Origin of the sequence: Providencia sp. PROV116 (assembly GCF_028482485.1) — a bacterium.
Classification (GTDB): Bacteria; Pseudomonadota; Gammaproteobacteria; order Enterobacterales; family Enterobacteriaceae; genus Providencia; species Providencia rettgeri.
Window position 1 is genome coordinate 126697 of record NZ_JAMPQO010000010.1, and the last position, 12319, is coordinate 139015.

Here is a 12319-nt window from a genome sequence, read left to right on the forward strand (position 1 = left end):
TGATGCGGCAGAAAGGTTAATTTTCTGCCGCAGCGACAAAAACCTCTTCTTGTTTTAACACTTCCCCACATTTTCGACATAAATATTGGTTTTCACCTCGTAGCACTTTGTTATGACGGCGTATGGTTAATTCATGAGTCATTTCACAGGCACAATGGTAGCGAAAAGTTTTACTTTTTACTGTCGTAACCGCAAAGTTGTGTGTACGTTTCGCTGTGACTTCCAGTACGTGTTGCATCATCCATTTCCATTCTTTGCCATGTGGTGCGATATTTTTACGGCCAAATATATGAAAAACCAACAAATGCGCTAATTCATGAGGCACAACCTCATCAATAAATTGTTCTGTATTTTCGATGAGTAAACTGGGGTTGAGGCGAATTTCCCATTCTTTTAAGTAAGCACTACCCGCAGTTGTTCCCCGTTGTTTGTAATTAACCGTTGGCTCTGAAAATGACTGTTCGAGTTTATGCTCTGCAAGTGCGAGTTTTTCTCGCAATGTGCGCATGACTTGTTGCTGTAAAAAGAGTGGAACACGGATTGTTTTCATGGGGTAAAGGATACGTGAAGGTAATGGACATAAACAAGCAATAATTGACAAATATTATATCAAAACATATATTGTATTTTTATATAATATTAATTAGAAATAACATATGCCCAATAATACCTCTGAACAGCAACTATTAGCGATGAAGCAGGCCGCATCAGAAACGGCTTCATTATTGAAAACACTAGGGAATCCAGATCGCTTAATTTTATTATGCCAATTAACACAGGGTGAAGCCTGCGTTAGTGAGTTAGAAGAGCAGTTAGGAATATTACAACCGACACTCTCTCAACAATTAACAGTATTGCGTAATGAAGGCTTAGTGATGACGCGTCGAGAAGGAAAGCGCATTTACTATGCGATAGCAGATGAAAAATTATTTACGTTGCTCAATACGTTATATCAGCTTTATTGCCCTGTGAAGGAGAAATGAAATGACAATAGATTGGGCTAATTTTACACCACTGTCTGCTGCAATTGGCGGTGTATTGATTGGGTTAGCCGCTGCAATTTTATTAGTTTTTAACGGCCGTATTGCGGGTATTAGCGGTATTTTAGGTGGGTTGCTAAAACCAACGAAGGGAGATACTGCGTGGAAAGTCGCTTTTATTATTGGTCTGATGAGCGCCCCAGCACTATTTACTTGGTTGGCGTTTACACCAGAAGTTAGCATTGCAACCAGTACACCTATTTTAGTTTTAGCTGGGCTGTTTGTTGGTTTTGGCTCACGGCTTGGAAGTGGTTGTACTAGCGGCCATGGGATTTGTGGCATGGCAAGGTTATCTCGTCGTTCAATTGTTGCTGTATTGGTCTTTATGATTGTTGCTTTTGTGACAGTCGCATTAGCTAACCATTATGGGATAGGGAGATAAACCAATGCCTATTCTTATCGCATTAATTTCAGGGATACTGTTTGGTTTAGGATTGGTCATTGCCGGAATGGGAAATCCAGCAAAGATTTTAGCGTTTTTAGATATTACTGGAACGTGGGATCCCTCTTTATTAATTACGATGGCAGTTGGAATGGTAATCAGTGGTATTGCTTTCTTAGGGGTTAAAAAACGCTCTGTTAGTGTACTAAATTGCCCATTGCAAATTCCGACCAATCAAACGATAGATAAAAAACTAGTCACCGGAAGTGTGTTATTTGGTGTGGGATGGGGGCTAGCAGGGATTTGCCCAGGACCTGCATTATTGTTAACGGGAATGGGATTAACACAAGGGATAATATTTACATTAGCGATGGTTGCTGGAATGGCTATTTTCCAGTTTACGCAAAAAAATTAACCGTTAATTCAGCGCAAGTCTAATCGGTTTTGAAAATAAACGAGGAAAATCAATTTATTGATTTCGGCTGATAACACAAAGCGGGAAAAAACCACGCTTTTATCCCGCTTTGTCAACAACCTCAAACCCATCATTAGATGGGCTTTTTTGTATATGGTTTATTTACCGACGTGATTACAAGCCTGCGGCGGCGCGCAATGCTTCAGCTTTGTCAGTTTTTTCCCATGGGAACTGTGAACGACCAAAGTGGCCGTATGAAGCAGTTTGTTGGTAAATTGGATGTAATAAGTCAAGCATCTTGATTAAGCCGTAAGGACGTAAGTCAAAGAATTCACGAACTAATTGAATTAATAATGACTCATCAACTTTACCTGTTCCAAAGGTTTCTACCATAATCGATGTCGGTTCTGCCACGCCGATAGCGTAAGAAACTTGAATTTCACAACGGTCTGCGAGGCCCGCGGCGACAATATTTTTTGCCACGTAACGTGCTGCATAGGCTGCTGAACGGTCAACTTTTGATGGGTCTTTACCAGAGAATGCCCCACCGCCATGGCGAGCCATACCGCCGTAGGTATCTACAATGATTTTACGGCCTGTTAAGCCACAGTCACCCATCGGCCCACCGATAACAAAACGACCCGTTGGGTTAATAAAGTACTTGGTATCTTTTGATAACCACTCTGCTGGTAGAACTGGCTTGATGATCTCTTCCATCACCGCTTCATGCAGGTCTTTTTGTTGAATATCTTCAGAATGCTGAGTAGATAAAACAACGGCATCAATACCTACAATTTTGTTATTGTCGTATTGGAATGTTACCTGACTTTTCGCATCTGGGCGTAACCATGGCAACGTGCCATTTTTACGAACATCCGCTTGGCGCTGAACTAAGCGGTGTGCATAAGTAATAGGAGCAGGCATTAATACATCAGTTTCGTTGGTTGCATAACCAAACATTAGGCCTTGGTCACCCGCGCCTTGTTCTGATGGGTCAACACGGTCAACACCTTGGTTGATATCAGGCGACTGTTTACCAATTGCACTTAAAACAGCACATGAATTGGCATCGAAGCCCATTTCGGAACTGGTGTAGCCAATTTCGCGAACAGTTTTGCGCGTGATTTCTTCAATATCAACCCAAGCACTGGTGGTGATTTCTCCCCCGACCATTACCATACCTGTTTTGACGTAGGTTTCGCAGGCAACGCGAGCTTTCGGGTCTTGTTCCAGAATAGCATCAAGTACTGCGTCAGAGATTTGATCAGCAATTTTATCTGGATGCCCTTCTGATACAGACTCAGAAGTAAAGAGATGTGTAGCCATGAGATTAATACCTTAAGAATTCGCAAATTTATAATTGGATGTTTTAACATCTAGACGGCTATTTTAGTCCCATACGGTAAAAATTTCTACCTGTATTTATACAAAAAAGGAATAGAGCCATAAAACAGCAATGGGTAAAGTTTTATCGCAATTTAGTCATTTTGGTTTTGCTTTTTGAGCGCAATAGATGTATAAACTGCGACCGTAACGGATGGTTGTTGTTTCCCGTTATATACCAGCAGAATGATATAAAACTTCTGCTATCTATCAGGAATGTTTATAAACTTTTGAATTTCAATAAAAAAATAAGGTGATATAGCTTAAATCAACAGGTCAAACTGCCAAAATAGTGCTACCACATTGAAATTTTAAAAGGGTAAACAGTTATATTGGGGGTTAATGGGTAATGATCCATAATCTACTGAATAACAGTATCCAACCGTCATATGCGGATCGCCGCGTGACTTTGGCATTTACTTTCCTGTCATTCTTTACTTCATCACGAAGTTACCGTCACATCTTTAATACACCTTCGAGGCTGAGTCATTAATCTGTCAGCTTAAGGTCGTATATTGTCACTGTTTAGAAGTTCTAAGCACTTTTTATTAAAATCTGAGTATTGCCGTTTCCCCGACATAACTGCCTTGCAGTGTTATGTCCTCACTGACATGCATCAGGAAGGAGAACGCGTCACTCACCCCTCCATAAAAGGAGTTTATTATGAATGATAATATCGCTCGCAAAATGCGTCAGACGTACAACATCGCGTATTGGGGTGGTGGTTACTATCAGGTGAATGAGCGCGGAAATGTCTGTGTTTGCCCGAATCCTGAGAACCCTGACACCTTTGTTGATTTAGCTGACCTCGTTAATCAGGTTAAAGAAGAGCAGGAGCATTTACGCTTACCTGCATTGTTTTGTTTCCCGCAAATCTTACAGCATCGTTTACGTTCAATAAACGCGGCATTTAGACGCGCACGTGAGTCTTATGGCTATAAAGGCGATTACTTTCTGGTTTATCCCATAAAAGTTAACCAGCAACGCCGAGTCATTGAATCGCTGGTTAATTCTGGCGAGCCACTCGGCCTTGAAGCGGGTTCAAAAGCTGAATTAATGGCTGTTTTAGCCAACGCAGGTAAAACACAGACTGTTATCGTCTGTAATGGGTATAAAGACCGTGAATATATCCGATTAGCGTTAATTGGGGAAAAATTAGGTCACAAGGTTTATCTTGTTATCGAAAAAATGTCTGAAATTGAGATGGTATTGGCAGAAGCGGAAAGCTTAAATGTCACGCCACGCTTAGGGGTTCGTGCCCGTTTGGCTTCCCAAGGCTCAGGTAAATGGCAGGCAAGTGGCGGTGAAAAATCTAAATTTGGTTTGGCTGCAACTCAAGTACTGCAATTAGTGGAAATTTTACGCAATGCGAATCGCCTAGACAGCTTACAGTTGCTTCATTTCCATTTAGGCTCTCAGATGGCCAATATTCGCGACATCGCTACGGGGGTCCGTGAATCAGCGCGTTTCTATGTGGAATTACATCGCCTAGGCGTTAACATTCAGTGCTTTGATGTGGGCGGTGGTCTTGGTGTTGACTATGAAGGTACTCGTTCTCAATCCGATTGCTCGGTCAACTATGGTTTAAATGAATATGCTAACAACGTGATTTGGGCAATTGGGGATGCGTGTGAAGAATTCGATTTACCGCACCCAACCGTAATCACAGAGTCTGGCCGAGCACTTACTGCTCATCATACCGTTTTAGTCTCCAATGTAATTGGTGTTGAGCGTAATGAATTTACCAAAACAACACCACCTCATGAAGATGCACCACGCTCATTGATTTCCTTATGGGAAACGTGGGAGTCAATGCAGCATCAAGGTAATAGCCGTTCATTACGTGAATGGCTGCATGATAGCCAGTTCGACTTACAAGAAGCGCACACTCAGTATGCACACGGCGTACTAGATTTAACGCAACGTGCATGGGCAGAAGAGTTATATCTAAATATTTGCCGCCGTATTCAACAGGATTTAGATCCAAGTAATCGTGCTCATCGTCCGATAATCGACGAACTCCAAGAGCGCATGGCTGATAAGTTTTATGTGAATTTTTCCTTATTCCAATCGCTACCAGACTCTTGGGGAATCGACCAAGTGTTCCCAGTATTACCGATTGAAGGGTTAGATAAACCATTAGACCGTCGCGCGGTACTGTTAGATATCACCTGTGACTCAGACGGTATTATTGACCATTACGTTGATGGTGATGGCGTTGAAACCACAATGCCAATGCCTGCATATGACCCAGAAAACCCACCAATGATAGGTTTCTTTATGATTGGGGCATACCAAGAAATTTTAGGTAACATGCATAACCTATTTGGTGATACTGCCGCGATAGATGTCTGGGTTGATAGCCAAGGCAACTTGCGTTACTTGCAAAGTGAAGAGGGCGATTCTGTGGCAGATATGCTGCAATACGTCAAATTAGTACCGGAAGTCCTACTAGAAAGCTTTACAGAGCAAGTAAAAGGCACCGGTTTAAGTGAGCAACTTCAAAAAGACTTTGTGGAAGAGTTCGAGAATGGCCTATATGGGTATACTTATTTAGAAGACGAATAAATGCTCAATGCGCGTTATATTTCGCACCGTCGCGTTGTTGGCTACATTTGCCAACCCTAGTCACATACTTGTGTATGCTCCTAGGGATTGGCTCATTTTGCCGCCTAGCGACAGCACGAACTATTTAGCGCATTAATATATGAGATTAATGTGTTCAATGTTCGTTATGCTTCAAGTGGTGGTGGTGTGGCAACGCTCAGTTATTTGGGTCACATACTTGTGTATGCTCCTAGGGATTGGCTCATTTTGCCGCCTAGCCACAACATGAACTATTTAGCGCATTAAATGACTCATAGGGCATTAAGATAGTGAACAGATAATAACTTTGTGCAAATAACATGATTTGTTTATTATTTATACTGTACGAAGTTAATTAGGTAAAACTATTCGAACCAAATATAAAAAGGGCTTGCTAACGGGCTGGCCTATTTGAGGAAGAAAAATGATTAATAGTACTTTAGGCAATCAAGTTGATAATTCACTGGTTTCTAACGCATTTGGTTTCTTACGTTTTCCGCTGAATTTTCAGCCTTACAGCTCAGACGCTGAGTGGGTGATCACGGGTGTGCCCTTCGATATGGCAACCTCAGGCCGTGCAGGTAGCCGTCATGGGCCAGCCGCTATTCGCCAAGTGTCTACTAACCTTGCATGGGAAAGTCACCGTTGGCCGTGGAACTTTAAACTAACCGAACGTTTAAATGTCGTCGATTGTGGTGATGTGGTGTTTGCTTTCGGTGATGCGCAAGACATGAGTGATAAACTGCAAGCACATACTGAAAAACTACTTGAATCAGGTAAACGCTGCTTGACCTTTGGTGGTGACCATTTCGTTACACTGCCATTGCTGCGCGCTCATGCAAAACACTTCGGTAAAATGGCCTTGGTTCATTTCGATGCGCACACTGACACCTATGGCAATGGCAGCAAATTTGACCACGGAACCATGTTCTATCATGCACCAAAAGAAGGTCTGATCGACCCAAATCATTCAGTACAAATTGGTATTCGTACCGAACATGACAGCGATAATGGCTTTACTGTATTGGATGCAGGTCAGGTGAATGATCGTAGCGTGGATGATATGGTTGCGCAGATCAAAGAGATTGTCGGTGACCTACCTGTTTACCTGACTTTCGATATTGACTGCCTTGACCCTGCATTTGCACCGGGCACAGGAACCCCTGTTATTGGTGGTTTAACGTCAGATCGTGCATTGAAATTATTGCGTGGAATACAGTCATTAAATATCGTGGGTATGGATTTAGTGGAAGTCGCTCCGGCTTATGACCAATCTGAAATCACGGCATTAGCCGCAGCATCTATCGCATTAGAGATGCTGTATATCCAAGCTGCTAAAAAATAAGTCATTTATTTTCAATTGCATCATTAAGCCACCGATTGGTGGCTTTTTTATGTCCATATTTTATATAAGTGGTTATCAATTATACTAAAAATCAATAAATCGCATTTTTTGCTTATTGAATTGAGAATGATTTTTATTAACAATAATCTTGTAATTTACGTCTATATGTATTTTTCTACGGTAAAAAAAACATATTAACCTTGTAAATAGTGAAATATTTTTTATAAATAACAAATATTAGGCTAAAATTAATACTTTGTAACTTATTGTTATTGTTGCTAACTTAATATTAAAGGTGAACTAGTCAATTTGGCTATTATTCAGTAGGAGAAAAGTATGGCGTTAAATAATAAAGTTATCTTAGTTACTGGTGCAGCTCAAGGTATTGGTCGTGGTATCGCATTGCGTTTAGCGAAAGAAGGCGCTGATATCGCACTGGTGGATTTGAAAAAAGACAAGCTCCAAGATGTTGCCAAAGAAATTGAAGCGTTAGGCCGTAAAGTAACAACATTTGCCGCAGATATCAGTCAACGTGACCAAGTTTTTGCTGCGGTGGCTCATGCAGAAGCTCAATTGGGTGGTTTTGATGTAATGATTAATAACGCGGGGATTGCACAAGTTAAGCCAATCGCTGATGTTCGCCAAGAAGATATGGATTTAATCTTCAAAATCAACGTAGATGGAACCATGTGGGGCATTCAAGCTGCTAGTGAAAAATTCCAAGAACGTAAACACAAAGGAAAAATCATCAATGCATCCTCTATTGCAGGACATGATGGTTTTGCAATGTTAGGTGTTTACTCTGCCACAAAATTTGCCGTACGCGCATTAACGCAAGCCGCGGCAAAAGAATACGCCAGTTCAGGTATCACTGTGAATGCTTATTGCCCAGGTATTGTTGGGACAGATATGTGGGTAGAGATTGATGAGCGTTTCTCTGAAATCACAGGTACGCCAAAAGGTGAAACCTATAAAAAATATGTCGAGGGCATCGCATTAGGCCGAGCACAAACGCCTGAAGATGTCGCGGGGTTAGTTGCATTTTTAGCGAGTGATGACTCAGACTATATTACAGGACAATCAATTTTGACTGATGGCGGGATTGTGTATCGTTAATTAAGTACTCACTTATATTTGTATTAAAAACCGTATCTTATTTATTAGATACGGTTTTAGCACTAAGATATGTTAACTTTGATAAAATGATTGTTGGGCATCAATGCTAAAACTACGATGGTTATGTATAATCTCATCCTCTCTATGCATTAGTGCTATATTTTCTTTTTGGTGCTTGAAAACATTTATTTGTTCTATAAGTAAACTTCCTTCTTGGGGTATAAGTTTACCTTTTCTTCCTGCAAATATATGTTTTCTTTCCATATTATAATTATCTCTATTATTATAGTAAATAGTGTTTAGGAAATCATTTTTAATTTTAATGCCATTGTTAAATTCATTTGTTAATTGGCTCTCAAGTGAATTTATTGTGTTGTGTAAATCGCATAATTTATCCTTAGGAATAGATAAGCTTTGATTAAATGTATTGGGGTAAAATTTAGGATTTATGAGATCAATATAATTATTTACTTTAGTATCTAACTTTATGTTATAAAATGACAATTCATCATTTTCAACTCTTTTTTTAAGCTCTTCAATAGATTCCATTGTATCTAGTTCGTAACTGATATCCACTAATTTATACATCTCATCAACAAGTAGCATTGCTTTAGGGAGATAATATTCTTTATATGCATTAAGTTCATTTATTCCATTCGTTAATATACTATAGTTATAATGTACTTTATTATCAATAATTTTTGGGCAACGGTCCCTTATTTCTGTTAATATTTAATTCTTCACCTTTTATATCATTGATTGATGGCTTTATATTAGATGTATTGTCCATAATTTTATCTCCATTTTTATAAACTACGTTATTGGTTTTTTTTATTTTAACAATAGCTTTAATGGAAGTATAATTTATATTTCATATGTTATTCTAATTAATGTAATAACTAAATTTATCATAAATAATTATTATCTACTTAATGATTTTAAAATAGTTATTGCCTGTGTCCAAAGTAATGAACCTCCTTCATCTGAAAATAAATGGTGTTCACAATTAGGAAAGCGTTTTGCCAGTGTTTGCCCAAAATCAGGTGAATGAACGGAGCTGACATCTAATTGGCCATACCATAAAGAAACTGGGCATTGAATATCTTCAGGGGTGAATCCCCAAGGCTGTAAAGAGAGTAATAAATCCTGTACATAACCTTGATTACCTAGGGTAAAAGCTCGTCGAATACACGCAGTATAGGCATCAAGGAATTGTTCTTCATTATAAAGTTGTTGGTCAATATCTGCGCTGCAATTAAGAATAAATGCCAACAGCCACTCACCAGTGACATTCTTTAATAGCCAATCTGACAGGGCTTCAGGGGTGTTAAGAGCTTGTTCTTGCATGTTCACGACATCCGTGCGGAGCATCGCGCGAGTTGCAGGGTATTCAAATTGGTCTTGCCCAGACACAATAGACAGTGAAATAGGCTGGCAATAGTGGGCGATAGCCATGGCAAAAATAGCACCTTGAGAAAAACCAACGACAGAAAATTGGGTAATGGATTGCTCATTTAGCAGTGCTTGAACATCCATAGCAAAGCTTTTCAATGATTTTTCAGGGTGAAATGTGGATTCACCAAGGCCTGCACGTTCAGGAACAATCAAACGAATGTTCAGTTGTTCGAGTAAATCCAGACCAAACCCTAATGAACCACTCATCCCTGCTCCTGTACAAAAAACAACAGGGAAACCTGTTTTAGGGCCTGATTCAAACCAGCAAAATTGGCGGCTATCAGGTAATTTCATCGTGTGTTGATGTGTGTTGGTCAGTGGTGTGTTATACATGGTGAATTCCTAACACAGAGCAGGTACAGATTGGGTGATAAGATAGGTCAGTTAATAATTATTAAAACTGGCATTGTTATAGTTGCAATTTTAAAGTATTAAATAGGTAAAATGCAAAATATTATCTTAATAAATATCAATTCATTAATAATGAGAAGAGTAAAATGGCATTTTCTGAATCAGAAAAACAGATTTTGTTGGCAGTTAAAGGCGTCGGGCCTACAGTGATTAGCCGTTTAGAACAAATGGGGTTTAGTTCATTTGCACAATTGAGCGAAGCTTCCTACGATGAAATTTTAATTTATGGGGCAGCATTAACAGGCTCAAGTTGCTGGAAAAATAGCCCACAAGCGAAAAAAGCGGTAGAAGGGGCTATTTTAGCGGCTAAACAAGCGGTTAGGTTGCCATCTTAATCAGTTTGGTTTCTCATTTTCCATTTTTTACTGCGCAAGATATTGAGAACTTGTACTGTTATGGAAAAGAACATCGCAAAGTAGATATAGCCTTTTGATACATGAACTTGAACACTTTCGAGTAGTAAGGTGAAACCAACAAGAATTAAAAATGATAAGGCTAAGATTTTTACAGAAGGGTAGCGCTCAACAAAGTCGCCAATAGGTTTGGCCGCAAGCATCATAATGAGCACAGCGATCACGACCGCAGCCATCATGATAAATAAGTGGTCTGATAGCCCCACGGCCGTGATCACGGAATCTAAACTGAAGATAATGTCTAACAAAGCAATTTGAACGATAGCACCCCAAAATGAGCTCACTTTTTTATTTGCTAGGTTATTTTCACTTTCTCCTTCAATCGTATCAAAAATTTCTTGGCTTGCTTTCCAAATAAGGAAGATCCCACCTGCACATAATATGAGATCGCGAGCGGATACCACATGGTCAGCGACAGTAAAAAGCGGAGTGGTAAGGCGTGATAACCACGCAATAGAAGCCAGTAACGCAAGGCGCATCACCATTGCTGCAATAAGCCCAGTCCGTCTGGCACTATTTTGTTGGTGATTCGGAAGTTTGCTCACCACAATACTGAGGAAAATAATATTATCGATGCCTAGGACAATTTCTAATATGGTTAGTGTAGCGAGAGCCATCCAGGCATTGGGATCCAGTATCCACTCAAACATCTTGGTACCTTCTAATTAACGAATTAAACAGTGATAATAATTTATCGTCTGCTTTGGTACAGGCGATGGTTAGCGACTAACTTAAACTAAAATGCCGTGCTAGTAAGGGCGCGGTAAAATCTTTTTTAAGATAAAAACCACGTGGTAGCGTCATAATAGGCTGACCAAACTCACCAATAGCTTCTGTTAGTGCTTTATTGTTTGCGGCCTTAGGGCGAATTTGTAATACCTGCCCATGACGTGCAGTAATACTTTCCACTTTGCCTAACACAATGAGGTCCATTAACTCTTCCCAATCTTGCCGCAGCAACCGTTCTTCAAGCGGGGACGGGCTCCAAATTAATGGGTTTGCGACTCTGCGTTGTGAGAGTGGAATTTGCCTTTCCCCTTCAATAGGGAACCATAAAATACGGGACAGCTTGCGGCGAACATGGCTATTTTCCCATGTTAAACCACTGTTTCCTGTTAACGGTGCAACAGAAACAAAAGTGGTTTCAAGTGGAACACCATACCGGTCAATCGGAATGGTTTTTAATTCAATTCCAATATGGGCGAAATCTTGCTCTGCCTTACTTCCCGCACTCGCGCCTAAATAATATTCCAATAGCATACCAACCCAGCCTTTATCGCGCTTGAGATCCGGAGGAATAGGGATAGCAGCGTGTTGGGCGAGCTCACCAAGCGTGTAGCCAGCAAGAGCTTGCGCTCGGCTCATTAAGGTCGCTTCGTTATCAGGGGGTGGTGGTGCAATAAATGGCGTCATGGTTTGAATAGTAATGTATAAAAAGTAGCCAGTGAAAATACATATAACTCAAGAAGTATAACACTTTTTCTTTGGTATTTTTAACTATCTGATATATAGGGGTATAATATCATTTATTCATCCAAGTTATAAATTATTACAGAGGTTATTCAAGTTCATCCCAAGATAATCACAGGATCATGCACTAGGTTATCCACAGGATTTCTGGATAACTGTGAAAAACAGAGATTACTGTGTGTATTTACAGCCTTGACGAAACGGTTTTTATGACGCAAATCACAAAATATGAGTAAGTTAAGCACATATCTTGTGGATAAATACAACGTTGTTTGATCTTTGCTCAGTTAAAGTCCTAAGCAT

The 12319-nt window shown here is 40.0% G+C and carries 13 protein-coding genes; 7 read left to right on the forward strand and 6 right to left on the reverse strand.

The window, feature by feature from the left end; all coding sequences use genetic code 11:
* Nucleotides 1-16: 16 nt before the first annotated feature.
* Nucleotides 17-550, reverse strand: coding sequence for a SprT family zinc-dependent metalloprotease (locus PSE72_RS07675; RefSeq protein WP_115166865.1), 534 nt, complete (start codon nt 548-550; stop codon nt 17-19).
* Nucleotides 551-656: 106 nt separating this feature from the next.
* Here PSE72_RS07675 and PSE72_RS07680 point away from each other — a divergent pair, with 106 nt between their 5' ends.
* The 3 genes from PSE72_RS07680 to PSE72_RS07690 are packed head-to-tail and all read left to right on the forward strand — an operon-like array spanning nt 657 to nt 1837.
* Nucleotides 657-983 (forward strand): ArsR/SmtB family transcription factor, encoded by a 327-nt coding sequence (locus tag PSE72_RS07680; protein ID WP_004262083.1) that lies wholly within the window; start codon nt 657-659, stop codon nt 981-983.
* Nucleotide 984: 1 nt separating this feature from the next.
* Entirely contained in the window at nt 985-1422 is a 438-nt protein-coding gene (locus PSE72_RS07685) for a YeeE/YedE family protein (protein ID WP_115166866.1), read from the forward strand.
* A gap of 4 nt (nt 1423-1426) precedes the next feature.
* Nucleotides 1427-1837, forward strand: coding sequence for a DUF6691 family protein (locus PSE72_RS07690; RefSeq protein WP_004262080.1), 411 nt, complete (start codon nt 1427-1429; stop codon nt 1835-1837).
* Nucleotides 1838-2011: 174 nt separating this feature from the next.
* Here PSE72_RS07690 and metK read toward each other — a convergent pair whose 3' ends face one another.
* Nucleotides 2012-3163: a methionine adenosyltransferase gene (metK, locus tag PSE72_RS07695; protein ID WP_004262078.1), complete on the reverse strand. Its 1152-nt coding sequence runs from the start codon at nt 3161-3163 to the stop codon at nt 2012-2014.
* A gap of 720 nt (nt 3164-3883) precedes the next feature.
* On the opposite strand from metK, the gene speA reads away from it, so the two are divergent.
* The 3 genes from speA (at nt 3884) to PSE72_RS07710 (ending at nt 8267) form a co-directional block, all read left to right on the forward strand.
* The gene (gene speA / locus PSE72_RS07700) at nt 3884-5788 is read left to right on the forward strand and encodes a biosynthetic arginine decarboxylase (protein ID WP_004262076.1); all 1905 of its coding nucleotides are present in this window, start codon (nt 3884-3886) and stop codon (nt 5786-5788) included.
* A 442-nt stretch (nt 5789-6230) separates the two neighbouring features.
* Complete coding sequence (speB, locus tag PSE72_RS07705; protein WP_109912701.1) at nt 6231-7151, forward strand: agmatinase; 921 nt, start codon at nt 6231-6233, stop codon at nt 7149-7151.
* A 336-nt stretch (nt 7152-7487) separates the two neighbouring features.
* Nucleotides 7488-8267: an acetoin reductase gene (locus tag PSE72_RS07710; protein WP_115166867.1), complete on the forward strand. Its 780-nt coding sequence runs from the start codon at nt 7488-7490 to the stop codon at nt 8265-8267.
* 72 nt (nt 8268-8339) lie between these two features.
* On the opposite strand, the gene PSE72_RS07715 is transcribed toward PSE72_RS07710, so the two are convergent.
* Entirely contained in the window at nt 8340-8816 is a 477-nt protein-coding gene (locus tag PSE72_RS07715; RefSeq protein WP_217007915.1) for a hypothetical protein, read from the reverse strand.
* A gap of 372 nt (nt 8817-9188) precedes the next feature.
* Entirely contained in the window at nt 9189-10055 is an 867-nt protein-coding gene (locus PSE72_RS07720; protein WP_198641428.1) for an alpha/beta fold hydrolase, read from the reverse strand.
* Between the two features lie 164 nt (nt 10056-10219).
* Here PSE72_RS07720 and PSE72_RS07725 point away from each other — a divergent pair, with 164 nt between their 5' ends.
* Nucleotides 10220-10468 carry a helix-hairpin-helix domain-containing protein gene (locus PSE72_RS07725; protein ID WP_198641429.1) on the forward strand — a complete coding sequence of 83 codons (249 nt, stop codon included), beginning with the start codon at nt 10220-10222 and terminating at the stop codon, nt 10466-10468.
* Here the strand turns inward: PSE72_RS07725 and PSE72_RS07730 are convergent.
* Entirely contained in the window at nt 10465-11196 is a 732-nt protein-coding gene (locus tag PSE72_RS07730) for a TerC family protein (RefSeq protein ID WP_272690942.1), read from the reverse strand. The two genes, PSE72_RS07725 and PSE72_RS07730, sit on opposite strands and share 4 nt — an antisense overlap.
* A gap of 76 nt (nt 11197-11272) precedes the next feature.
* The gene (mutH, locus tag PSE72_RS07735; protein WP_198641430.1) at nt 11273-11959 is read right to left on the reverse strand and encodes a DNA mismatch repair endonuclease MutH; all 687 of its coding nucleotides are present in this window, start codon (nt 11957-11959) and stop codon (nt 11273-11275) included.
* Nucleotides 11960-12319: the final 360 nt, after the last annotated feature.

Bases quoted from the DNA above. Each gene is read 5' to 3' on its own strand.
- PSE72_RS07675 (WP_115166865.1), bottom strand. From the start codon at position 550: ATGAAAACAATCCGTGTTCCACTCTTTTTACAGCAACAAGTCATGCGC.
- PSE72_RS07680 (WP_004262083.1), top strand. From the start codon at position 657: ATGCCCAATAATACCTCTGAACAGCAACTATTAGCGATGAAGCAGGCC.
- PSE72_RS07685 (WP_115166866.1), top strand. From the start codon at position 985: ATGACAATAGATTGGGCTAATTTTACACCACTGTCTGCTGCAATTGGC.
- PSE72_RS07690 (WP_004262080.1), top strand. From the start codon at position 1,427: ATGCCTATTCTTATCGCATTAATTTCAGGGATACTGTTTGGTTTAGGA.
- metK (WP_004262078.1), bottom strand. From the start codon at position 3,163: ATGGCTACACATCTCTTTACTTCTGAGTCTGTATCAGAAGGGCATCCA.
- speA (WP_004262076.1), top strand. From the start codon at position 3,884: ATGAATGATAATATCGCTCGCAAAATGCGTCAGACGTACAACATCGCG.
- speB (WP_109912701.1), top strand. From the start codon at position 6,231: ATGATTAATAGTACTTTAGGCAATCAAGTTGATAATTCACTGGTTTCT.
- PSE72_RS07710 (WP_115166867.1), top strand. From the start codon at position 7,488: ATGGCGTTAAATAATAAAGTTATCTTAGTTACTGGTGCAGCTCAAGGT.
- PSE72_RS07715 (WP_217007915.1), bottom strand. From the start codon at position 8,816: ATGGAATCTATTGAAGAGCTTAAAAAAAGAGTTGAAAATGATGAATTG.
- PSE72_RS07720 (WP_198641428.1), bottom strand. From the start codon at position 10,055: ATGTATAACACACCACTGACCAACACACATCAACACACGATGAAATTA.
- PSE72_RS07725 (WP_198641429.1), top strand. From the start codon at position 10,220: ATGGCATTTTCTGAATCAGAAAAACAGATTTTGTTGGCAGTTAAAGGC.
- PSE72_RS07730 (WP_272690942.1), bottom strand. From the start codon at position 11,196: ATGTTTGAGTGGATACTGGATCCCAATGCCTGGATGGCTCTCGCTACA.
- mutH (WP_198641430.1), bottom strand. From the start codon at position 11,959: ATGACGCCATTTATTGCACCACCACCCCCTGATAACGAAGCGACCTTA.